This is a genomic window from Achromobacter sp. FW305-C-13 (assembly GCF_058783475.1).
In genome coordinates this window covers 669,021-691,371 of sequence record NZ_JBYSYN010000003.1, presented here as the reverse complement: position 1 = coordinate 691,371, position 22,351 = coordinate 669,021, and the positions used below count along the sequence as shown (strand labels likewise).

General features: G+C 65.6%; 20 protein-coding genes. 15 read left to right on the top strand and 5 right to left on the bottom strand.

Features of this window, described 5'->3' with window-relative positions:
* Positions 1-118 precede the first annotated feature (118 nt).
* The 14 genes from AC3WMU_RS22105 (at position 119) to AC3WMU_RS22040 (ending at position 15,272) form a co-directional block, all read left to right on the top strand.
* Positions 119-1,108 (top strand): malate dehydrogenase, encoded by a 990-nt coding sequence (locus tag AC3WMU_RS22105; protein ID WP_006223902.1) that lies wholly within the window; start codon positions 119-121, stop codon positions 1,106-1,108.
* Between the two features lie 188 nt (positions 1,109-1,296).
* Positions 1,297-2,187: a methylisocitrate lyase gene (gene prpB / locus AC3WMU_RS22100; protein ID WP_006218121.1), complete on the top strand. Its 891-nt coding sequence runs from the start codon at positions 1,297-1,299 to the stop codon at positions 2,185-2,187.
* A gap of 94 nt (positions 2,188-2,281) precedes the next feature.
* Positions 2,282-3,475, top strand: coding sequence for a bifunctional 2-methylcitrate synthase/citrate synthase (prpC, locus tag AC3WMU_RS22095; protein WP_006223901.1), 1,194 nt, complete (start codon positions 2,282-2,284; stop codon positions 3,473-3,475).
* Positions 3,476-3,547: 72 nt separating this feature from the next.
* On the top strand, positions 3,548-4,999 hold the full coding sequence (locus tag AC3WMU_RS22090; RefSeq protein WP_424626438.1) for a bifunctional 2-methylcitrate dehydratase/aconitate hydratase: 1,452 nt from the start codon (positions 3,548-3,550) through the stop codon (positions 4,997-4,999).
* A 333-nt stretch (positions 5,000-5,332) separates the two neighbouring features.
* Positions 5,333-5,761, top strand: coding sequence for a CopD family protein (locus tag AC3WMU_RS22085; protein WP_175216749.1), 429 nt, complete (start codon positions 5,333-5,335; stop codon positions 5,759-5,761).
* Between the two features lie 508 nt (positions 5,762-6,269).
* A complete protein-coding gene (locus AC3WMU_RS22080) occupies positions 6,270-7,625 on the top strand; it encodes a THUMP domain-containing class I SAM-dependent RNA methyltransferase (RefSeq protein ID WP_424626448.1) in 1,356 nt (451 codons plus the stop codon).
* Between the two features lie 258 nt (positions 7,626-7,883).
* Complete coding sequence (locus tag AC3WMU_RS22075) at positions 7,884-8,072, top strand: hypothetical protein (RefSeq protein ID WP_035212795.1); 189 nt, start codon at positions 7,884-7,886, stop codon at positions 8,070-8,072.
* A gap of 406 nt (positions 8,073-8,478) precedes the next feature.
* On the top strand, positions 8,479-8,997 hold the full coding sequence (locus AC3WMU_RS22070) for an RDD family protein (protein WP_035212794.1): 519 nt from the start codon (positions 8,479-8,481) through the stop codon (positions 8,995-8,997).
* 130 nt (positions 8,998-9,127) lie between these two features.
* A complete protein-coding gene (locus tag AC3WMU_RS22065; protein WP_492282982.1) occupies positions 9,128-10,036 on the top strand; it encodes a DUF2167 domain-containing protein in 909 nt (302 codons plus the stop codon).
* 103 nt (positions 10,037-10,139) lie between these two features.
* Positions 10,140-11,012, top strand: a complete 873-nt coding sequence (locus AC3WMU_RS22060) for a UDP-2,3-diacylglucosamine diphosphatase (protein WP_492282981.1) — start codon at positions 10,140-10,142, stop codon at positions 11,010-11,012.
* A gap of 129 nt (positions 11,013-11,141) precedes the next feature.
* Entirely contained in the window at positions 11,142-12,914 is a 1,773-nt protein-coding gene (locus AC3WMU_RS22055) for an acetate--CoA ligase (protein WP_492282980.1), read from the top strand.
* Between the two features lie 4 nt (positions 12,915-12,918).
* Positions 12,919-13,440 carry a gamma carbonic anhydrase family protein gene (locus AC3WMU_RS22050; RefSeq protein WP_006223892.1) on the top strand — a complete coding sequence of 174 codons (522 nt, stop codon included), beginning with the start codon at positions 12,919-12,921 and terminating at the stop codon, positions 13,438-13,440.
* A 73-nt stretch (positions 13,441-13,513) separates the two neighbouring features.
* A complete protein-coding gene (gene hslO, locus AC3WMU_RS22045; protein WP_006223891.1) occupies positions 13,514-14,443 on the top strand; it encodes an Hsp33 family molecular chaperone HslO in 930 nt (309 codons plus the stop codon).
* Positions 14,444-14,531: 88 nt separating this feature from the next.
* Entirely contained in the window at positions 14,532-15,272 is a 741-nt protein-coding gene (locus tag AC3WMU_RS22040) for a TadE/TadG family type IV pilus assembly protein (protein WP_492282979.1), read from the top strand.
* 9 nt (positions 15,273-15,281) lie between these two features.
* On the opposite strand, the gene ftsB is transcribed toward AC3WMU_RS22040, so the two are convergent.
* The 4 genes from ftsB to pyrG all read right to left on the bottom strand — a co-directional run bounded on the left by ftsB (position 15,282) and on the right by pyrG (position 19,250).
* Positions 15,282-15,734 (bottom strand): cell division protein FtsB, encoded by a 453-nt coding sequence (ftsB, locus tag AC3WMU_RS22035; protein ID WP_492282978.1) that lies wholly within the window; start codon positions 15,732-15,734, stop codon positions 15,282-15,284.
* 71 nt (positions 15,735-15,805) lie between these two features.
* Positions 15,806-17,092 (bottom strand): phosphopyruvate hydratase, encoded by a 1,287-nt coding sequence (gene eno / locus AC3WMU_RS22030; RefSeq protein ID WP_006218107.1) that lies wholly within the window; start codon positions 17,090-17,092, stop codon positions 15,806-15,808.
* A gap of 4 nt (positions 17,093-17,096) precedes the next feature.
* Positions 17,097-17,381: a DUF1330 domain-containing protein gene (locus tag AC3WMU_RS22025; RefSeq protein WP_006223888.1), complete on the bottom strand. Its 285-nt coding sequence runs from the start codon at positions 17,379-17,381 to the stop codon at positions 17,097-17,099.
* Between the two features lie 216 nt (positions 17,382-17,597).
* Entirely contained in the window at positions 17,598-19,250 is a 1,653-nt protein-coding gene (gene pyrG, locus AC3WMU_RS22020) for a CTP synthase (RefSeq protein ID WP_006223886.1), read from the bottom strand.
* A 222-nt stretch (positions 19,251-19,472) separates the two neighbouring features.
* Here pyrG and AC3WMU_RS22015 point away from each other — a divergent pair, with 222 nt between their 5' ends.
* Complete coding sequence (locus AC3WMU_RS22015; protein ID WP_492282977.1) at positions 19,473-20,471, top strand: hypothetical protein; 999 nt, start codon at positions 19,473-19,475, stop codon at positions 20,469-20,471.
* A gap of 85 nt (positions 20,472-20,556) precedes the next feature.
* On the opposite strand, the gene AC3WMU_RS22010 is transcribed toward AC3WMU_RS22015, so the two are convergent.
* A complete protein-coding gene (locus tag AC3WMU_RS22010; protein ID WP_492282976.1) occupies positions 20,557-22,347 on the bottom strand; it encodes an aminopeptidase P family protein in 1,791 nt (596 codons plus the stop codon).
* Between the last annotated feature and the right edge of the window lie 4 nt (positions 22,348-22,351).

Sequence of the window (22,351 nt, the reverse complement as noted above, 5' to 3'; positions counted from 1 at the left end):
CCCCGCAAGGGGCAGCAAGTCCGCGTCAGCGGGTGCGGCGTGGGGGCCCTTGATTCCTGGCCTAACGATTACACTGATTGGTGAGATTTTTCTCGCCAAACCATTACGGAGAACGTCCATGTCCAAGCCTGCCTTGCGTGTCGCCGTCACCGGCGCCGCCGGCCAAATCGGTTACGCACTGCTATTCCGCATCGCCTCCGGCGAAATGCTGGGTAAAGATCAACCCGTCATCCTGCAATTGCTGGAAATCCCCGACGAGAAAGCGCAAAAGGCCCTGAAGGGCGTCATCATGGAATTGGATGACTGCGCCTTCCCGCTGCTGCAGGAAGTGACCGCCCACAGCGACCCGCGCACCGCCTTCAAGGATGCCGACGTGGCCCTGCTGGTCGGCGCCCGTCCGCGCGGCCCCGGCATGGAGCGCAAGGACCTGCTGTCGGTCAACGCCCAGATCTTCACGGCGCAGGGCAAGGCCCTGAACGACGTGGCCAGCCGCAACGTCAAGGTCCTGGTCGTCGGCAACCCCGCCAACACCAACGCCTACATCGCCATGAAGTCGGCGCCGGACCTGCCGGCCAAGAACTTCACGGCCATGCTGCGCCTGGATCACAACCGCGCCCTGTCGCAACTGTCCGCCAAGTCGGGCAAGCCGGTCGCCGCGATCGAGAAGCTGGTCGTGTGGGGCAACCACTCGCCCACGATGTACCCCGACTTCCGCTTCGCCACCGTCGGCGGCGAATCGCTGTCCAAGCTGATCAACGACGACGCCTGGAACCGCGACACGTTCATCCCGACCGTGGGCAAGCGCGGCGCCGCCATCATCGAAGCCCGTGGCCTGTCCTCGGCCGCTTCGGCTGCCAACGCCGCCATCGACCACGTCCGTGACTGGGTCCTGGGCAGCAACGGCAAGTGGGTCACGATGGGCATCCCGTCGGACGGCTCCTACGGCATCCCGGAAGGCATCATCTACGGCGTGCCGGTCACGACCGAAAACGGCGAATACAAGCGTGTCGAAGGCCTGGAAATCGACGCCTTCTCGCGCGAGCGCCTGGACTTCACGCTGAAAGAGCTCCTCGAAGAGCGCGACGGCGTCAAGGACCTGCTGAAGTAAGCAGCGGTTGAGTGAAGAATTGGGCCCGTTCATGCGGGCCCAATTCCTAAGCAAGGCCGCCACATCATTGCCGAAGCATGAACCTGTCCCTTCACCCGGCCTGCGGCGATTGTCGCGGAGGGGACAGATTCATGTTCCGGACCCGCGATAAGGTCGTGGGCTAGCCATAAGAAAGAACGGAGACCTCCATGTCCAGACCCGAATCGCCCGGCGCCCTCTTTCGCCGCGCCCTCGCCGAAGAAAGCCCCCTGCAGATCATCGGCGCCATCAACGCCAACCACGCCCTGCTGGCCAAGCGTGCCGGCTACCGCGCCATCTACCTGTCTGGCGGCGGCGTTGCGGCCGGTTCGCTGGGCCTGCCCGACCTGGGCATCAATACCATGGACGACGTGCTGACCGACGTGCGCCGCATCACCGACGTGTGCGACGTGCCGCTGGTGGTGGACATCGACACCGGCTTCGGCCCGTCGGCCTTCAACATCGCCCGCACCGTCAAGAGCCTGATCAAGTTCGGCGCGGCCGCCTGCCACATCGAAGACCAGGTCGGCGCCAAGCGCTGCGGCCACCGTCCCGGCAAGGAAATCGTCACCACCGAAGAAATGGCCGACCGCGTCAAGGCCGCTGCCGACGCGCGCACCGACAGCGATTTCTATCTGATCGCCCGCACCGACGCCATCGCCTCGCACGGCGTGGACGCCGCCATCGAGCGCGCCCTGGCCTGCGTGGAAGCCGGCGCCGACGCGATCTTCGCCGAAGCCGCCTACGACCTCCCCACCTACGACCGCTTCGTCAAGGCCGTCAAGGTGCCGGTCCTGGCCAACATCACCGAATTCGGCAAGACGCCGCTGTTCACGGTCGAAGAGTTAAAGAGCGTGGGAGTGGGCATGGTGCTCTACCCGCTGTCGGCCTTCCGCGCCATGAACAAGGCCGCCGAAGCCGTCTACACCGCCATCCGCCGCGACGGCCACCAGAAAAACGTGGTGGACCTGATGCAGACGCGCGAAGAACTGTACGACCGCATCGGCTATCACGAATTCGAATCCAGATTGGATGCGCTCTTCCAAAAGGGCAAAGCGTAAGTCCGCAACGCCTTTGGTATCCGGCGCCGCGGCCATCCCGGGGCGCCAAGCTTTTCCCCCATATCGTCAATCGCGAAAGGAAAGGAGTAGAGACATGAGCACGGCTCCCAAGAAGCAAGAAGCCAAATCGGACGCCAAGCCGGAAGAGAAAGCCGGTTTCAAACCCAAGAAGTCCGTTGCCCTGTCGGGCGTGGTCGCAGGCAATACCGCGCTGTGCACGGTCGGCCGCAGCGGCAACGACCTGCACTACCGCGGCTACGACATCCTGGACATCGCGCACACGAGCGAGTTCGAGGAAATCGCCCACTTGCTCGTCCATGGCAAATTGCCCAACAAGTCCGAACTCGCCGCCTACAAGCAAAAGCTGAAGAGCTTGCGCGGCCTGCCGGCCCAGCTGCAAGTCGCGCTGGAAGCCCTGCCCGCCTCGAGCCACCCGATGGACGTCATGCGCACCGCCGTGTCGGTGCTGGGCTGCGTGCTGCCCGAGAAAGACGATCACAACACCCCGGGCGCGCGCGACATCGCCGACCGCCTGATGGCCAACCTGGGTTCGGCCCTGCTGTACTGGTACCACTACAGCCACAACGGCCGCATCATCGACGTGCAGACGGACGACGACAGCATCGGCGGCCACTTCCTGCACCTGCTGCACGGCGAAAAGCCCAGCGACGAATGGGTCAAGGCGATGCACATCTCCCTGAACCTGTACGCCGAGCACGAATTCAACGCGTCCACGTTCACGGCACGCGTCATCGCCGGCACGGGTTCGGACATGTTCTCGTCGATTGCCGGCGCCATCGGCGCGCTGCGCGGCCCGAAGCATGGCGGCGCCAACGAAGTGGCGTTCGATGTGCAGAAGCGCTATGAAACGCCGGACGAGGCCGAAGCCGACATCCGCCGCCGCGTCGAAGCCCGCGAAGTTATCATCGGCTTTGGCCACCCCGTCTACACCGTGTCCGACCCGCGCAACAAGGTCATCAAGGACGTGGCCAAGAAGCTGTCCAAGAAGGCCGGCACCACCAAGATGTTCGACATCGCCGAACGCCTTGAGACGGTCATGTGGGACATCAAGAAGATGTTCCCCAACCTGGACTGGTTCTCGGCCGTCAGCTACCACATGATGGGCGTGCCCACCGCCATGTTCACCCCGTTGTTCGTCATTGCGCGTACCGCAGGCTGGTCGGCTCACATCATCGAGCAGCGCATCGACAACAAGATCATCCGCCCCACCGCCAATTACGTGGGTCCGGAAGACCAGAAGTTCGTGCCGCTGGACAAGCGCAAGTAAGCCCCGCGCAAGCCAGACGAGAGCGAGGGCGCAGCATGGCCACCTGTATTCATTCTATGGAGAGGTACCGCTATGTCTGCCCCGATCTCCAACGTACGTCCCGATCCCGACCAGGTGCTGGTCGATATCGCGGACTACGTTCTGAACTATGAAATCCAGAGCGGTCTGGCGTATGACACCGCCCGCAACTGCCTGATCGACACGCTGGGCTGCGGCCTGGAAGCGCTGGAATATCCCGCGTGCAGGAAATTGCTGGGTCCGATCGTGCCCGGCACCGTGGTGCCCAACGGCGCCAAGGTGCCGGGCACGTCGTTCCAGCTGGACCCGGTGCAAGCCGCGTTCAACATCGGCACAGCCATCCGCTGGCTGGACTTCAACGACACGTGGCTGGCCGCCGAATGGGGACACCCGTCGGACAACCTGGGCGGCATCCTGGCCACCGCCGACTGGCTGTCACGCACCGCGGTCGCCGCCGGCAAACCGCCCCTGACCATGCGCGACGTGCTGACCGGCATGATCAAGGCGCACGAGATCCAGGGCTGCATCGCGCTGGAGAACTCCTTCAACAAAGTCGGGCTGGACCACGTCGTGCTGGTCAAGGTGGCGTCCACCGCCGTCGTGGCGCAGATGCTGGGACTGGACCGCGATGAAGTGATCAACGCGGTATCGCTGGCCTGGGTCGACGGCCAAAGCCTGCGCACCTATCGCCATGCCCCCAATACCGGCAGCCGCAAGAGCTGGGCCGCCGGCGACGCCACCAGCCGCGCCGTGCGCCTGGCGCTGATCGCCAAGACCGGCGAAATGGGCTATCCGTCGGTACTGACGGCCAAGACCTGGGGCTTTTACGACGTGCTCTTCAAGGGCCAGCCGTTCAAGTTCCAGCGTCCCTATGGCAGCTACGTGATGGAAAACGTGCTGTTCAAGATCTCGTTCCCCGCCGAGTTCCATTCGCAGACCGCGGTGGAATGCGCCATGCAGATCCATGATCTTCTGCGTGCCCAGGGCAAGAGCGCGGATGACATCAAGGCCATCACGATCCGCACGCACGAGGCGTGCATCCGCATCATCGACAAAAAGGGGCCGCTGAACAACCCAGCCGATCGCGACCACTGCATCCAGTACATGGTGGCCGTGCCCGTGCTGTTCGGCCGCCTGACGGCCGGCGACTACGAAGACGAGATCGCCCGCGACCCGCGCATCGACGCGCTGCGCGACAAGATCGTCTGCGTGGAAGACCCGGCGTACACCCGCGACTATCACGACCCGGACAAGCGCTCGATCGCGAACGCGCTGACCGTGGAGTTCAACGACGGCTCCCGCCTGGACGAGATCGTCTGCGAATACCCCATCGGCCACAAGCGCCGCCGCCAGGACGGCATCCCGCTGCTGGAGGCCAAGTTCCGGACCAACCTGGCCCGCATATTCCCGGCCAAGCAGCAGCGCCGGATCCTGGAGGTATCGCTGGACCAGAAAGCGTTGGAAGCCATACCGGTGCACGAGTACGTGGACTTGTATGTGATCTGATTCCAGGGCCGGACGTCGGAAGCTGGCGTTCGTGACTCAGGGTTCGGGATCCGGGATTCTGGATTCGTAGGATGGGTGAAGCGCGGGATGCCGGCGTTTGGGTCCCCGGTCTCGAGCGCGCGCAACCCATCAAGCGGCGCTGGCGTTGTGGCTGACTCCGCAAAGACGCCTGCGCTGCGTGATGGGTTCCGCGCGCTCAAGGCAGCGTTCTTCTTCAAGGACTCTCGCGCTTCACCCATCCTACGAATCGCTCGGCGACTTCGCGCGATATCCAGGGCCGGATGAAGGCGGGCACCGGCCTTACAATGCGGCTTTCCTCGATCGGATCGCGCCATGGCCATGCTCTGGGTCAAGACCTTCCATATTGTCTTTATCGCTTCCTGGTTTGCCGGCTTGTTCTACCTGCCGCGCATTTTCGTGAACCTGGCCCAGCAGACGGACGCCTCTGTCCAGGCCACGCTGCTGGGCATGGCCCGGCGCCTGTACCGCTTCACCACCATCCTGGCCGTGGTCGCCATCGTGTTCGGCATGTGGCTGTACCTGGGCTATCGCATCGGCGTAGGCCCGGGCAACGGCTGGATGCACGCCAAACTCTTTTTCGTCCTGCTCGTCATCGGCTACCATCACGCCTGTGGCTTGATGCTGCGTAAATTCGAACAGGGCAAAAACACCCGTTCGCACAAGTTCTATCGCTGGTTCAACGAAGTTCCCGTCTTGCTGCTCTTGGTGGTGGTGGCGCTGGTCGTCGTCAAACCCTTCTGATTCCCCCTACCTTTGCACATTCGCCAGGATTCGTATGTCCTCTGATGAACACGACCGTCCGCGCAAGACGCTGACGATCAAGAAAACGGCGCGCGACGCCCACGCCGAAGAAGCGCCCAAGCGCACCCGCACGGGCGCCCGCGCCCGCCTGGTCGCGCAAATTGAGCGCACCCGCGAAAACGTCGAACGCCAGAAAGACCCAGAAGGCTATCAACGCCGCCAGGAAGAAGAAGCACGCTACGCCCGCAAGCCGGCCGCCGGCGGCCGCGGCGCAGCCCCCCGTGGGCAGGCGCCACGTGGCGGGCAGTCTTCCGAACGCGGCCAGTACGATCGCGGCGCGCCCGGCCGGGGCGCATCCGAACGCAGCGCGCCCAGCCGTGGCTCGTCCGATCGCGCGCCTGCGGCCCGCAGCCGTTCCGACGATACGCGCCGCGATGCGGGCGCCAGCGCCAGCTCGCGCCCCCCGCGTCCGCAGCAGCGCGCGCCGCGCCTGCGCGACGACCAGTACATCGCCCCCGCCACGCCGGCAGGACGCTTCTACGACCCGTTCGAGGATGACGGCCCCGCGCCCGAATTCGCCGCCGAACCCGATCACGACGACGTGCCGGATCACGGCCAGGATGCCCAGCCGGAATTCGTCGATGCGCGCGACGATAACCGCGAGCGCGCCCCGATCATCGAGACCCGCAGCCGCGCCCCGCGCCAACCGCGCCAGGCCGAAGTGTTTACGGTGTTCGCGCCCTGCCCGCAAGGCCTGGAAGAAGCCCTGACGGCAGAGATGCAGGCGCTGGGCTATGAAGATGCCAAGGCCGGCCGCGCCGGCTGCTCGTTCACGGCCGATTGGGCCGGCGTGCAGCGCGCCAACCTGTATTCGCGTCTGGCCACCCGTATCCTGGTGCAGGTGGCACACGCTGAAATCTCGCACGAAGACGACATCCTGGACCTGGCCCGCGATACCCCGTGGGAACGCTGGTTCGGCGCCGAACAGACGCTGCGCGTGGACACCTCGGCCATCAAGAGCCCGGTGCAAAGCCTGCAGTACTGCAATCTGCGTGCCAAGGACGGCATTTGCGACCGCTTGCGCGAACTGGAAGGCGAACGCCCCAGCATCGACACGGTGCGCCCGGACGCCCGCGTTCACCTGTTCCTGACGGGCCACACGGCCACCCTGTACCTGGATACCTCCGGCGAATCCCTGTTCAAGCGCGGCTGGCGCCTGGACAAGGGCGAAGCCCCGCTGCGCGAAAACCTGGCGGCCGGCATGCTGGCCCTGGCAGGCTGGGACCCGGCGGCGCCGTTGCTGGACCCGTTCTGCGGGTCGGGGACCATCCTGATCGAGGCGGCCTGGATCGCCCTGGGCGTGCCCCCGGGCATCTCGCGCCCGTTCGGTTTCGAACGCCTGCGCGATCATGACGCCTACCGCTGGCGCGACCTGAAGGACGACGCCCGCTCGCGCATCCTGCCGCAGCTGGACGCGCCGCTGGTCGGCTACGACCTGGACCCGCAAGCCATTGAATTCGCTCAGAACAACGCCGAGCGCGCCTGGCTGACGGCCGATTCCATCCGCTTTGAAGTGGGCGACGCCCGCGAGATCACCGCGCCCGCCGACCACGGCTGGATCGTCACCAACCCGCCCTACGGCGAGCGCATGCTGACGGAGCAGGACGCGGACCTGTGGCGCGATTGGGCCAGCTGCCTTAAGCGCAATTTCGCGGGCTGGCAGTTGCACGTCATCACCAGCGACCTGACCCTGCCCAACCAGATGCGCTTGAAGCCCAAGCGCCGCGTGCCGCTGCATAACGGTGCGCTGGACTGCCGCCTGTTCGGTTTCGAACTGGTCGCCGCCGGCTACCGCGACGCCTGATCGCATGGCGCCCGGTGCGGCTTTCCGCCCGGGCGCCGGCCGCTTTCCCGCCGGATCTCACGCGTTGTAAAAGCGCCGCAACATGGTGCGCGTATCTTTGCTTATGGTGCCCCGCCGCTCGGTTTTGGGGCATTATCAGCACCAAGGTGTTGCCAAGTTGCACATGCTTGCACCTCCCTCTTGCACAGTTTCAGGGTAAACCCTATAATTCGGGTTATCCCTAGTAGCAAACAACTGTGCAAGCCCGTGGAGGCTAACGTGATCAACCCGAACAACACCATCCGCCTGACCGACGAACTCGAGCGCCAACTGATGCTCCAGGCTATTGAAGAACAATTCCGTCCGCACCCGATGCGGGCGTTGGCCGCAGGCCTGCGTAAGCTGGCCCACGGCGTGAAGGCCCTGGCTGGCAAGACGAGCGCCAAGAACGCGCACTCCGCAGCCTAAAGACAGGCCTGGGCCTTAAGCGCTAAGGCCCGAAAGATTTTCCCCTTGGGGGCTGCATAGCCCCTTTTATAGACCCGCCCTTACCGGCGGGTTTTTTTTCGTCCTTCCCTTGCGCGAAGCGTGGGGGCCACCTTCCTCCCGCCGGGCCGCCCCAAGGGAGGAAAGCCCCCTCGGGGGGCAGAGAGCGCACGAAGGGCGCGAAGCGTGGGGGCCGCCTTCCTCCCGCCGGGCCGCCCCCAAGGGAGGAAAGCCCCCTCGGGGGGCAGAGAGCACACGAAGGGCGCGAAGCGTGGGGGCCGCCTTCCTCCCGCCGGGCCGCCCCAAGGGAGGAAAGCCCCCTTGGGGGGCAGAGAGCGCACGGAGTGCGCGAAGCGTGGGGGCCCTCCCTCTTCTATAATGCCCGTCCATGACGACCGACGCCCTCCTTGACCAGACTCCCAATCGGCTGCGCCGATTCGCCTGCATGATGTACGAAGCCGTGCTGCTGTTTGGCGTGGTGTTCCTGGCGGGCTACCTGCTGGATACGTTGACGCAGAGCAAGAATGCGCTGGAGCTTCGCGGGGCGCGGCAGGCCTGGCTGTTTACCGCCATCGGCGCCTACTTCGTGCTGTGCTGGCGCCGCCGCGGCCAGACGCTGCCCATGAAGACCTGGAACATCCGGCTCGTCGACCGGGACGGCAACACGCCCAGCACGGGCCGCCTGATCTTGCGCTACGTGCTGGTCTGGCCGCTGGTGCTGGCGGGCGCTGCCGTCGTCTGGGGCGCCGCCAATCTCACGGGCTGGGCCTCGGTTGACATGTTCATCGTGGCCGCGCCCTTCACTATCTTCATCTGGTCCTGGCTTGATCCCGACGGGCAGTTCCTGCACGATCGCATCCTGGGCACGCGCCTGCGCAACGCGCCGCAGCGCCAGAAAAGCCGGTAAGCCGACCGCGCCCACACAAACTATTACAAACGGCAAAATCATGCGGCCATTTGGCCGCCTGCTTTCAGAAAGTTGAAAGTCGCCCGCAAAGACAATGAGGCCCCTTTTAAACAGACGCCTCAAGACTCCCATGCGCGCTTTCATTTCCCGCCTGTCGCTGGCCGCCGCCAGCGCGCTGCTCTTCCTGCCGTCCGGGGCCTCGGCCCAGAATGCATCGGCCCAGCAGGAAATCGAATCCGCCATGAAAGCCGCGTTCGCCGCCGCCCAGCAAGGGCCGACGGATGTGAAGCTGGGCGATCAGGCCGTGGTGCACCTGCCGCAGAACATGTTCTTCGTCCCGCGCTTCCAGGCCGAGCGCCTGATGCAGGCCTACGGCAACGGCAAGGATCCGTCGCTGTTGGGTGTGGTGATGCCCAAGAGCGACGATGATGACTGGGTCGTCACCGTCAACTTCGACAAGGCCGGCTACATCAAGGACGACGACGCGCGCAACTGGAACGTCAGCGAACTGCTGGACAGTCTGCGGGAAGGCACCGAACAGTCCAACGAAGAGCGCAAGAAGCGTGGCTTCCCCGAGCTGACGGTGGACGGTTGGGTCGAAGCGCCCAAGTACGACAGCAACACGCAGCGGCTGGTCTGGTCGGTGGCGGCCAAGCACAAGGGCGCCGAAGCCGGGGAAGACCCCACGGTGAACTACAACACCTACGCGCTGGGCCGCGACGGCTACATCACGCTGGATCTCATCACCCAGCAAAGCCTGGTGCCCAAGGACAAAACCGCCGTGCTGGCGCTGCTGGACAACCTGAACTACGTGGACGGCAAGCGCTACGCCGACTTCGATTCCTCGACCGACAAGGTCGCGGAATACGGCCTGGCCGCGCTGGTGGCCGGCGTGGCCGCCAAGAAGCTGGGCCTGTTCGCCGTGATCGCCGCCTTCCTGGCCAAGTTCGCCAAGGTCGGCATCCTGGCCGCGGCCGCACTCGGCGGCGGACTGTGGAAGCGTCTGCGCGGCAAGAAGGCCGACACGCAGCAGCCCTGAGCATTGCCTGTGACGGTGGCGGCGCCCGGCGCCGCGCCGCCGTCACAACAGCGTCACGGTTTCTTCATACGCCCGTCATCGCCGGATGATTTCATCCTGAGGCATGACGACAGCCCACATGGAAGCGACCGTGAACGAAATCCGACCCGCACACTGGCGTGCTCTCTGGATTTCCGATATTCACCTGGGTACTGCCGGGTGCAAGGCGGAATTCCTGCTCGATTTCCTGGACCACAACGATTCGGACACCCTTTACCTGGTGGGCGATATCGTGGACGGCTGGCAGTTGCGCAAGCATTGGCACTGGCCACGGGCGCACAACGACGTCATCCAGCGCATCCTGCGCAAGGCGCGCAACGGCACGCGCGTGGTGTTCATCCCCGGCAACCATGACGAATTCGCGCGCGAATTCGCCGGCTACGCGTTCGGCGACATCGAGATCCTGGACGAAGACGTCCACGTGACCGCCAAGGGCCTGCGCCTGCTGGTGCTGCACGGCGACCAGTTCGACGGCGTGATCCAGCACAGCCGCTGGCTTGCCCACCTGGGCGACGGCCTCTACCAGCTGGCGCTGTGGATCAACCACCACTTCAACCGGCTGCGCCACCGCCTGGGGCTGCACTACTGGTCCCTGTCGCAATACCTCAAGCACAAGGTCAAGAACGCCGTCTCCTTCATCACGGATTTCGAGGAAGCGCTGGCCGGCGAGGCGCGCCGCCGCGGCCTGGACGGCGTGGTCTGCGGGCACATCCACAAGGCCGAACTGCGCGACGTGGGCGGCATCCTGTATTGCAATGACGGCGATTGGGTAGAAAGCCTGTCCGCCCTGGCCGAAACCCACGACGGCCAGCTGCAGCTGCTGGACTGGGCCGCCATCCAGGCCGAACGGCAGGCGGAACCGATCGCCCGCCCGCCCCGTTCGCTGTCCCTGCCCGCCCTGCCCTCCGCACTACGCCGCCAAAGCAAACACCCGTGATAACCCGTATGCGTCCCCATTACGCAACGGGGATATTGCAGTTCACGGCCCTCTAGGTCATGCTTGCATCTGAGGCAACGGGCGAGTTGGCCCGTTCACGCAGCTGCAACATGCTTACAACATAGGGCCATGAACGACCAATATCAGGCGCTCTACCAATCATTCCGCTGGCTGGTACCCACCCAGTTCAACATTGCGGATGCGTGCTGCCACCGCTGGGCATCCAGTAGTCCGGATGCGCGGCGCATTGCCATCTACTACGAAGATGAGTCCTGCAACCGCGAGGTCTGGACCTATGCCCGACTGGCCGAGGCCGTCAACCAATTGGCCAACGGCCTGGTGAAAATGGGCGTGGGCCGCGGCGATCGGGTCGGTGTCGTTTTGGGGCAACGCCCTGAAACCGTCGTCGCCCACATGGCCATCTACACGGTGGGCGGTGTCGTGCTGCCGCTATCGACCCTGTTCGGCCCTGAGGCCCTGGAAACCCGCCTGCGCGACTCCGAAACTCGCGTCGCCATCGTGGACCACGCCTCCAGCGCCAACCTGCTGGCCGTCAGCGACAACTGCCCCAACCTGCAGCAGATCATCGGCATCGGCTTCGCCGACGAGCGCGTGCTGCCCTGGCGCAGCCTGCTGGCCCGCCAGCCCAGCGAATTCAAGGCCATCCCGACGCGGTCGTCCGACCCCGCCATCCTGCTCTATACCTCGGGCACCACGGGTGCGCCCAAGGGCGCCCTGCTGCCGCACAGCGTGCTGATCGGCAACCTGCCGGGCTTCGTGGCCTCGCAGGACTGGTTCCCCAAGCCGGCCGACGTGTTCTGGTCGCCGGCCGACTGGGCGTGGACGGGCGGCATGATGGACGCGCTGCTGCCCACCCTGTATTTCGGGCACCCCATCGTAGGCACGCGCGGGCGCTTTTCCGTCGAGCGCGCGTTCGAGCTGCTGGAACGCTATCAGGTCACCAACACCTTCCTCTTCCCCACCGCCCTGAAGATGATGATGAAGGCGGTGCCGGAACCCCGCAACCGCTACCAGCTGGCCCTGCGCTCCATCATGAGCGCGGGTGAAAGCGTGGGCGAAACCGTCTTTGAATGGTGCCAGTCGGCGCTGGGCGTGACGCCCAACGAAATGTTCGGCCAGACCGAAATGAACTACGTGGTGGGCAACAGCCAGAAGCGCTGGCCCGCCCGGCCCGGCAGCATGGGCCGGCCCTACCCCGGCCATCAGGTCGCGGTCTTAAACGATGACGGCCAGCCCGTGGCTGCCGGCGAAACCGGCGAAATCGCCGTCAACCGGCTGGACATCCACGGCTATCCCGACCCGGTGATGTTCCTGGGCTACTGGCGCAACGAAGCGGCCACGCAGGCCAAATTCAAGGGCGATTGGTGCCTGACGGGTGATCTCGCCACCCTCGATGCCGACGGCTACCTCTGGTATGCCGGCCGCGCCGACGACGTGTTCAAGTCGTCCGGCTACCGGATCGGCCCGGGTGAAATCGAAAGCTGCCTGATCGGGCATCCCGCCGTGGCCAACGCCGCCGTCGTGCCCAAGCCGGACGCCGAGCGTGGCGCCCTGGTTAAGGCCTATGTCGTGCTGACGCCGGAGTTCGCCCATCGTGACCGCGCCGACGTCATCGAAAACCTGCAGGAACATGTGCGCGAGCGGCTCGCGCCCTACGAATACCCGAAAGAGATCGAATTCGTCGACGAATTGCCGATGACCACCACCGGTAAGATCCAGCGCCGTGTCTTGCGCCTGCGCGAAGAAGAGCGCGCCCGCGCCGCCGCCCCGGCGCCGGTCGCCGCGGCAGGCCCCGTCGCGACGGCACCTGTCGCAACCACGACCGCGACCGTCACCGTCGACACGGCCCACGGCGGCCCCGAGAAGCAACCGGAGACCTGAGGCAATGCCCATTTACCAGCTTGATGACCTGATCCCCCGCATCGACCCCGCCGCCTACGTGGCCGACAGTGCCGACATCATCGGCAATGTCACGCTGGAAGCGGGCGTCAGCATCTGGTCCAACGTATCGATCCGCGGCGACAACGACGCCATCCTGATCCGCCACGGCACCAATATCCAGGAATCCAGCGTCCTGCACGTGGACAGCGGCTGTCCCATGACGATCGGCCCCAACGTGACGGTGGGCCACCAGGCCATGCTGCACGGCTGTACCATCCACGAGGGTGCCCTGGTGGGCATGCAGGCCATCGTCTTGAACAATGCGGTCATCGGCCGCAACTGCCTGATCGGCGCCGGCGCGATCATCCCGGAAGACCGGATCATTCCCGACAATTCGCTGGTGATCGGCATCGGCAAGATCGTCCGCGAGCTCTCGGACGAGGAAATCGCCAATCTGCACAAAAACACCGCCCATTACGTGGCGCGGGGCCAACACTACAAGACAGCCCTGAAACGGCTGGCCTGAACGCCCCAGGGCGCCGTTGAACCCCCTGCTGCCAGCAGGGGGAATCGCGCCCCTGATCGGCTAACATTCCGCTATGACCGATCAGCTCAAAAAATACCTTACCGAAGACCGCAGCGTCCGCGTTCAGGCCGTACGCCTTGAGGCGACCTGGAAGGCCGTCCAGGCCAACCACGACTACCCGCCCGCCATCACCCACCTGCTGGGCGAACTGGTGGCCGCGTCCACCCTGCTTGCCGCCAACATCAAGTTCGAGGGCTCGCTGGTGCTCCAGATCCAGGGCGACGGCCCCATCGCCCTGCTGGTGGTGGAATGCCGTTCCGACCTGAGCCTGCGCGCCACCGTCAAAGTGCGCGAAGGCCATGACGTGCCCGCCGACGGCACGATGCAAAGCCTGCTGAACCCGGGCGGCGCCGGCCGCTTCATCGTGGTGTTGGACCCGCAGCGCAAGCTGCCGGGCCAGCAGGCCTACCAGGGCATCGTGCCGCTGGAAGGCGAGACCGTGGCCGAGGCCCTGCAACACTACATGAAGGCGTCCGAACAGCTGGACACGCGCCTGTGGCTGGCGGCGGATGCCGACCATGCCGCCGGCATGCTGATCCAGCGCCTGCCTTTCCATGGCGGCACGGATGCGCCGCTGTTGACCGAGCAGGCCGCGGCGGAAACCTGGGACCGCACCAATGCGCTGGCCAGCACCCTCAAGCGCGACGAACTGCTGGAAGCCGAGATCGACACGCTGATCCACCGCCTGTTCTGGGAAGACACCCTGCTGGCGTTCGATCCGGTGACGGTAAGCTGGCATTGCCCCTGCACCCGCGAGCGCGTGGCAAGCATGCTGCGTTCACTGGGCGAAGAGGAAGTCAACAGCGTCCTGGCCGAGCGCGGCCAGGTGGACGTGTCGTGCGACTTCTGCGGCAAGCCCTACAAGTTCGACGCGGTCGACTGCGCCACCCTGTTTGCGCCGAATCAGCCCCCGGCCGACGACGCGCCCCCGACCGTGCACTGATTCCCCGCGTCCCGCCTGGCGGGACGTTTTAACCCCTTCGGATTGTCCGTATCGACGGGCGGTCATGCCTGCGCCACACTGCGCAGCCATGACCGCCTTTTTCTTTGCCTGTTCGCGGCAGCGGGGCGCCGCCGCCATCGAATTCGCCGTGGCTGGCGCCGTGGTGCTGCTGCTGGGCCTGCTGGCGATCGAAGCCGCCCGCTGGCAGGCCGTACGCCAGATGGCGCACCTGGCGCTGATCGAAGCCGCCCGCGCAGGCGCCACCGCCCATGGCGAACCCGCCCGCATGCGGCGCGCTTTTCAACAGGCGTTGCTGCCGCTGCATGCCGGCGGGGAAGGCACGGCCGGCAAGGCCGACGCGCGGCGCCGGCGGGAACGCGCCCAGGCAGGTATTGCGGCGCTGACCGGCCTGACCCCGTGGCGCATTGAAATCCTGCAGCCAGACGCCCGCGCCTTCCGCCAGCACGGCCGCGCTGGGCTCACGGTGGCGGCGGCACCAGGCTTGCGCGCCATCGATAACGACTACCAGGACCTGCAGCACGCGCGCCGGCCTCCCCCGCCCGGGGGCTTGAGCATCTTCGATGCGAATACGCTGAAACTGCGCCTGACCTATCTGCACCGGCCCTTGCTGCCGCCCGTACGCATGCTGCTGGCGGCCTTAGGACGCGACGACGCCAGCTATGCAGGCGTAGCGCGTGCGCACGGCCTGCTGCCGATTCGGGTAGAGCTGGAGATGGAGATGCACTCGCATCCGGTTGATTGGTCGGGCAAGACCCCTCAACCGGAAGGAATGGTGGCCGGGGCCTGCAGCGACGTCCGCTGCCCCTGAGGAAAAGCCTCAGTGGCGGGTCGTGGCGTTGTTTGCCGGTGTGGCCGGTTTGGGCGCCGCCGGGTTGACGGCAGGGCTGCCCGCCCGATTGGCAGGCGGCTTGGCCGCCGGCACGCTTGCGCGCGTGGCGGTGGGCGGTTTGGCTGCGGGGTCTGTCGCCAGCGACGCGCCGGCAGCGGGAGGCTGCGTGTTCTGCGGCAGAATGTGCACGAACACTTCGCCATCACGCATCATGCCGAGCTCGCCGCGGGCGCGCTCTTCGATGGCGCCAGAGCCGCCTTCAAGATCCCGCACTTCGGCTTCCAGCGCGGCATTGCGCGCGCGCAGGCCTTCATTGGTCTCGCGCTGCTCCGCCACTTGGCGTTGCAGATCCCAGACCTTGAACCAGCCGCCCTTACCCAGCCACAGCGGGTATTGGATCAAGCCTACCAGCACGAACAGCACCAGGAACAACAGGCGCATACGCGAGAACCCTCAGAGCAGTCGTGGCGCGGATGCGGCGGCGGCGCCAGGCGCCGCTGCCGCGCTTCCCATCAACGCAGGTTGTAGAAAGCTTCCAGGCCAGGATACGACGCCACTTCAGCCAGCTCTTCCTCGATACGCAGGAGCTGGTTGTACTTGGCCATGCGATCCGAACGGGACAGCGAACCCGTCTTGATCTGCATCGCGTTGGTTGCCACGGCGATATCGGCAATGGTCGAATCTTCGGTTTCGCCCGAACGGTGCGACACGACGGCGGTGTAGCCGGCGCGCTTGGCCATTTCGATGGCGGCGAAGGTTTCGGTCAGCGTGCCGATCTGGTTGATCTTGATCAGGATCGAGTTGGCGACGCCCTTCTGGATGCCTTCGCGCAGGATCTTGGTGTTGGTGACGAACAGGTCGTCGCCCACCAGTTGCACCTTCTTGCCCAACTGGTCGGTCAGGAGCTTCCAGCCGTCCCAATCGTTTTCGGCCATGCCGTCTTCGATGGAGATGATCGGGTACTTGTCGCACCAGGTGGCCAGCAGGTTGGTGAACTCCTGCGAGGACAGCGAGATGCCGCCTTCGCCGGCCAGCGTGTACTTGCCGTCGCGGTAGAACTCCGAGCTGGCGCAATCCAGGCCCAGGGCGATCTGCGTGCCCGGCTCGTAGCCGGCTTCGGTGATGGCCTTCAGGATCAGCTGGATGGCGGCTTCGTGGCTGGGCACGTTGGGCGCGAAACCGCCCTCGTCGCCGACGGCCGTGGACATGCCCTGGCCGTGGATCAGCTTCTTCAGCATGTGGAAGACTTCAGCGCCCCAGCGCAGGGCTTCGCGGAAGCTGCCTGCGCCGACCGGCAGGATCATCAGTTCTTGCAGATCCAGCGTGTTGTTGGCGTGCGCGCCGCCGTTGATGACGTTCATCATCGGCACGGGCATGCTCATGGGGCCGCTGCCGCCGAAATAGCGGTACAGGGACAGGCCCGATTCGTCGGCGGCGGCGCGGGCCACGGCCATGCTGGCGGCCAGGATCGCGTTGGCGCCCAGGCGTTCCTTGGACTCGGTGCCGTCCAGCTCGATCAGCGTGCGATCGACGAAGGTCTGTTCCTGGGCGTCCAGGCCCATCAGGGCTTCGGAGATTTCCGTATTCAGGTTTTCAACGGCGCGCAGCACGCCCTTGCCCAGATAACGGCTCTTGTCGCCATCGCGCAGCTCGATGGCTTCGCGGGCGCCCGTGGAGGCGCCGGACGGCACGGCCGCGCGGCCCATGGCGCCGGATTCCAGCAGCACATCACATTCCACGGTGGGGTTGCCGCGCGAATCCAGAATCTCGCGGCCGATGATATCGACGATTGCACTCATGACTTTACATTCCCTGAACGATAAACATATTCATGACGGCCGCGCCCTCACGGGCGTTGCGGGCACGGCGGTACTGCCAGGAGTCGTAGAAGGCCTGGGCGGCGGCCATGGACGGGAATTCCATGACGACGGTGCGGCCAGGCTCACGGCCCTCAAGGTGCTTGGACTCTCCGCCGCGCACCAGGATCTTCGCATCGTACGCGCGCATGGCGAGCGTGGACAGACGCTTGTAATCCTCGTATTGCGCGGGCTTGGTCACCGTGACGTCGGCGATGAGGTAAGCACTCATGGGGTTCCTTCAGGGCAGTTGCGTTGGTAGGTATCTACAGCGGATAGCTGACGCCAGATACGGCAACGCCGCCAGTGTCGCTGAAAGCGGCACGGCGACGCATATCCGATGCTAATTGGTTGTATCCGAAAGCAGCGCCGCCGTACAGGCCGACGCTGGGGGACGGGCCCGCGGCCCCGAGGATCCGCATGCGGAACTCGAGACCGCGGACGCGCATCAGGCCCCCTGGCCGCGGCGAGCCTTCTGCTCGATGGCGGCGCGGATATAGCTGGAGAACAGCGGGTGGCCGTCACGCGGCGTGGAAGTGAACTCCGGGTGGAACTGCACGCCCACGAACCACGGGTGGTCGGGCAATTCCATCATTTCCGGCAGGTTTTCCGACGGCGTACGGGCGCTGATCACCATGCCGGCCTCTTCCAGGCGCGGCACGTAGACGTTGTTGACCTCGTAGCGGTGGCGGTGACGCTCGTTCACTTCGTCGCCATAGATGGTCTGCGCGCGGGTGCCAGCCTTGATCGGCACGCGTTGTGCGCCCTTGCGCATGGTGCCGCCCAGGTCGGACGTGTTGTCGCGCTTTTCGACCTTGCCTTCGCGGTCCATCCATTCGGTGATGAGGGCCACCACGGGATGGGGCGCCGACGGATCGAATTCCGTGCTGTTGGCGCCGCCCAGGCCGGCGACGTGGCGCGCGAACTCGATGACGGCCAGCTGCATCCCCAAGCAGATGCCCAGGTACGGCACGCCGTTTTCACGGGCGTAGCGGATGGCAGCGATCTTGCCTTCGGTGCCGCGCTTGCCAAAGCCGCCCGGAACCAGAATGGCGTCCAGGTGCTTGAGTTGGTCGGTGCCGCGGGTTTCGATGTCTTCCGAGTCGATGTACTCGATGTTGATCTTCGAGCGCGTGTGGATGCCGGCGTGGACCAGCGCTTCCGTCAGCGACTTGTACGATTCGGTCAGGTCGACGTACTTGCCGACCATGCCGATCGTCAGCTGGTGCTGCGGATGCTCCAGCGCTTCAACGAGGTTGTCCCACATGGACAGATCGGCCGGCGGCGGGGTCAGGCCCAGCGCTTCGCAGACGATGTTGTCCACGCCTTGCTTGTGCAGCATGGCCGGGATCTTGTAGATGGAATCGGCGTCCCAGACGGAAATCACCGCGTCCAGGGGCACGTTCGAGAACATCGAGATCTTGGCGCGCTCGTCGTCCGGGATGGGACGGTCGGCGCGGCACAGCAGCGCGTTCGGGTAGATGCCGATTTCGCGCAGCTTCTGCACCGAGTGCTGCGTGGGCTTGGTCTTCAGTTCGCCGGCGGAGGCGATGAAGGGCACCAGCGTCAGGTGCACGAAGGCGGCATTGTTGCGGCCCATGCGCAGGCTCATCTGGCGAGCGGCTTCCAGGAAAGGCAGGGATTCGATGTCGCCCACGGTGCCGCCGATCTCGACGATGGCGACGTCCGTGTTGCCGTTCCAGCCGGCTTCGGCGCCACGGGCGATGAAGTCCTGGATTTCGTTGGTGATATGCGGAATCACCTGGACAGTCTTGCCCAGGTAGTCGCCACGGCGCTCTTTGCGCAGCACCGATTCGTAGATCTGACCCGTGGTGAAGTTGTTCACCTTGTGCATGCGGGCGGAGATGAAGCGCTCGTAGTGGCCCAGGTCCAGATCGGTTTCGGCGCCGTCTTCCGTGACGAACACTTCACCGTGCTGGAAGGGGCTCATCGTGCCCGGATCGACGTTGATGTACGGGTCGAGCTTCAGCATGGTGACCTGCAGACCACGCGACTCGAGGATGGCGGCGAGCGACGCAGCGGCGATGCCCTTGCCCAGGGAAGACACCACTCCGCCGGTGACAAATACGTATTTGGTCATCGTAATGAGCACCCGGGACGAGCGGGCGCGTGCGGGAAATTTGGATTATAGCCGGGAGGCGAAGGTTATTTGGGTTTTCCCCTAGCGATCACGCGTAACATTTGGCAGCACTCGAAACGCGCCGACGGCCAGCGCGTTGCATGGCGCGGCGTGGCATCGTGCTATGTTCGATCCCTAATTTTTTTACCTGCTGTTTTTTCTCAACACTTCGCGCCCCTGCCCATGACCGATGCCGCCCGATCCCCCACCTCGCTCGCGTGGCGACTGGCGCTGACCGCCGTCTTGCTGCGCCTGGCATATGCCGCCATTGTCCAGGCCTACACGATGTTCGGCCTGCCGCAGTCCCTGCAAATGCAGGAGATGCAGACCGAGCCGCAGTTCCTGGCCCCGCTCCTGGCGCACATCGCCGCGGCGGCGGCGATCGCCGGGCTGACCACGTGGGGCGCCATGCGCCGCTGGCTGGCGCGCAACAATACGACGGCGGTCGACGAGCCCCGCAAGCTGTTCGGCACCTTCATCGCCCTGATGCTGGTCTATACGCTGGCCGTGGCCGCCGCGATGGCCTTCCTGCACAACGCGCTGATGCTGTTCGTCATGAACAACCGCGACATGCTGGAAGCGTGGTCGGGCGTCGGCGTCGTCGGCCAGTTCATGGCGCTGGGCCTCATCGTGCGGGTCGTGACCATCGTGCTGGAGATCATCGGCCTGTGCATCGTCGTGCGCATCGCCGCCTGGACCGTGCAGCCTGCCGGCCCGGCCGGCGGCCCCGCCTACGACCGGCGCCACGCTGCCTGGATCACCGGGTTGACCGTGCTTATCTGGCAACTGAGCGTCTCGATCTCGCTGGGCGGCTTCCTGCAGATGCAGTCCCTGAGCGCGGGCTGGACGGCATACTTGCTGGGCTACCTGGCGCTGCCGGTGATCCTGCTGGCGCTGTGCGCGTTGCTCTGCCGGAACCTCCTGCCGCGCGCCATCGGCGCGGCGCGGCTGGGCCGGGCGGTGGCCCACGGCACGCTCGCGTTCTGGCTGGCCCAGGCGCTGGGCGTCGGGGTCGGATTCCTGATCGTCCGGGCGATGACCTGGGATCAATTGATCCACGCGGCGCTATCGCCGATGGCGCCCGTCGTGGCGCTCGTGATCTACGCCGCGCTGCTGGCCTTGGGCTGCCTGATCGGCAGGCTTCTTTTCTACCCCCGGGCAACAGCCCCGTCGGAAGGCTGACGCCCGCCCGCGCTAACCGCCCCCACAAGCAAAAAGGCCGCAGGCATGACGCCCGCGGCCTTTTTCATGGGCTTGACCTTGACGGTCAGATCGCCGCGGTACGGCGCATCAGCCAGGCCAGCGCCTCGCCTTCGACCAAAGGCGACAGGCGTTCAAACACCGTCTTGTGATAGTCGTTCAGCCAGGCGGTCTCGTCGGCGCGCATCAGCGACGGCTCGATGCAGCGGGTGTCGATGGGGCACAGCGTCAGCGTTTCGAAGCACAGGAATTCGCCCAATTCGGACGTCAGCCAGCTGCGGTTGGCCACCAGGTTCTCGATGCGCACGCCCCAACGGCCCGGGCGATAGATGCCCGGTTCGTTCGACGTGATCATGCCCGGCTCCATCGCCGTGTGCGGGCCCGGCATGGCGCGGTACGAAATGACCTGCGGGCCTTCATGCACGTTCAGGAAGTAGCCCACGCCGTGGCCGGTGCCGTGGCCGTACTCCGCACCGCCTTCCCAGATCGGCGCGCGCGCGATGGCGTCCAGCATGGGCGACGGGGTGCCGCGCGGGAACGAAGCGCGCGACAGCGCGATCATGCCCTTGAGCACCAGCGTGAAGTCCACCTTCTGGTCGGCGCTGGGTGTGCCCACCGCGACCACGCGGGTGATGTCGGTGGTGCCGCCCAGGTACTGGCCGCCCGAATCGATCAGCAACAGGCCGTCGCCTTCTATGGTGGCGTGCGATTCCGGCGTGGCGCGGTAATGCGGCATGGCGCCGTTGGCGTTGAAACCGGCGATGGTGGCAAAGCTGGGGCAGACATAGGCCGGCCGGCGCGCGCGGGCGGCGGTGATCTGCTCGTCGATCGTCAGTTCGGTGATGGTTTCCTTGCCTAGCGCGCCTTCGAACCAGGCAAAGAATTCGCAGAGCGCCGCGCCGTCCTGCGCCATCACCTGGCGCACATGGGCCAGCTCGGCGTCGGTCTTGCGGGACTTCAGCAACGTGGACGGATTGATCGCTTCGATGCGCGGCACGGCCGGATCCATGGCGTGGAACACGCCGCAGGTCACGCGCGCCGGATCGATCAGCAGCTTCTGGTCCAGTTCCAGCGAGGCTAAGGCATCGGCGGCCTGGGCATAACCCGCCACTTCGACGCCGTCGGCGGCCAGCGTGGCGCGCAACGCGTCGTCAACCTTGCCGTCGGCCACGAACAACGTGGCATGGTCCAGGCCGATCAGCGCGTGGCCGACGAACACGGGGTTGTAGTCCACATCGGCGCCGCGCAGATTCAGCAGCCAGGCGATATCGTCCACGGTACAGATGAAGTGCACGTCGGCGCCCTGCGCGCGCATGCCGTCGCGCACCTGCGCCAGTTTGTCGGCACGGCTTACGCAGGCCTCGGGCGCCACGTGCTCATAGATCTTGGCGTCCGGCAGGCCAGCGCGGTCCGTCCAGACCTCGTCCAACAGGTCCGCACGGATTTCCAGCGTGGCGCCGGAGGTGGCCGCGGCCACCGACAGGGCGCGGAAGGCGCCCAGGCCCAGCACCTGGCCGTCCACGCCGATGACGTCGCCCGCCCGCGTGTTGGCGGCCAGCCAGTCCACGTGCCCGGGGGTCGAGGCCAGGGCGATCTTCATCAGTTGCACGCCCGTGCCGGCCAGTTGCGCCTCGGCCTGCACCCAGTAGCGGCTGTCCACCCACAGACCGGCGAAATCTGCCGTGACGACGAGAGTGCCCACCGACCCCGTGAAGCCCGACAGCCAGCGCCGCCCTTGCCAGCGCGCCGGCAGGTACTCGGACAGGTGCGGGTCCGAAGACGGGACGATATAGGCGGACAGGCCGCGGCGGCTCATGGCCTGCCGCAATTGGGCGATACGGGCGTCGGTGCTAGACATGGGG

Coding starts and splice junctions, on each gene's coding strand:
- AC3WMU_RS22105 (WP_006223902.1), top strand. CDS start 119: ATGTCCAAGCCTGCCTTGCGTGTCGCCGTCACCGGCGCCGCCGGCCAA.
- prpB (WP_006218121.1), top strand. CDS start 1,297: ATGTCCAGACCCGAATCGCCCGGCGCCCTCTTTCGCCGCGCCCTCGCC.
- prpC (WP_006223901.1), top strand. CDS start 2,282: ATGAGCACGGCTCCCAAGAAGCAAGAAGCCAAATCGGACGCCAAGCCG.
- AC3WMU_RS22090 (WP_424626438.1), top strand. CDS start 3,548: ATGTCTGCCCCGATCTCCAACGTACGTCCCGATCCCGACCAGGTGCTG.
- AC3WMU_RS22085 (WP_175216749.1), top strand. CDS start 5,333: ATGGCCATGCTCTGGGTCAAGACCTTCCATATTGTCTTTATCGCTTCC.
- AC3WMU_RS22070 (WP_035212794.1), top strand. CDS start 8,479: ATGACGACCGACGCCCTCCTTGACCAGACTCCCAATCGGCTGCGCCGA.
- AC3WMU_RS22065 (WP_492282982.1), top strand. CDS start 9,128: ATGCGCGCTTTCATTTCCCGCCTGTCGCTGGCCGCCGCCAGCGCGCTG.
- AC3WMU_RS22060 (WP_492282981.1), top strand. CDS start 10,140: ATGACGACAGCCCACATGGAAGCGACCGTGAACGAAATCCGACCCGCA.
- AC3WMU_RS22055 (WP_492282980.1), top strand. CDS start 11,142: ATGAACGACCAATATCAGGCGCTCTACCAATCATTCCGCTGGCTGGTA.
- AC3WMU_RS22050 (WP_006223892.1), top strand. CDS start 12,919: ATGCCCATTTACCAGCTTGATGACCTGATCCCCCGCATCGACCCCGCC.
- hslO (WP_006223891.1), top strand. CDS start 13,514: ATGACCGATCAGCTCAAAAAATACCTTACCGAAGACCGCAGCGTCCGC.
- AC3WMU_RS22040 (WP_492282979.1), top strand. CDS start 14,532: ATGACCGCCTTTTTCTTTGCCTGTTCGCGGCAGCGGGGCGCCGCCGCC.
- ftsB (WP_492282978.1), bottom strand. CDS start 15,734: ATGCGCCTGTTGTTCCTGGTGCTGTTCGTGCTGGTAGGCTTGATCCAA.
- eno (WP_006218107.1), bottom strand. CDS start 17,092: ATGAGTGCAATCGTCGATATCATCGGCCGCGAGATTCTGGATTCGCGC.
- AC3WMU_RS22025 (WP_006223888.1), bottom strand. CDS start 17,381: ATGAGTGCTTACCTCATCGCCGACGTCACGGTGACCAAGCCCGCGCAA.
- pyrG (WP_006223886.1), bottom strand. CDS start 19,250: ATGACCAAATACGTATTTGTCACCGGCGGAGTGGTGTCTTCCCTGGGC.
- AC3WMU_RS22015 (WP_492282977.1), top strand. CDS start 19,473: ATGACCGATGCCGCCCGATCCCCCACCTCGCTCGCGTGGCGACTGGCG.
- AC3WMU_RS22010 (WP_492282976.1), bottom strand. CDS start 22,347: ATGTCTAGCACCGACGCCCGTATCGCCCAATTGCGGCAGGCCATGAGC.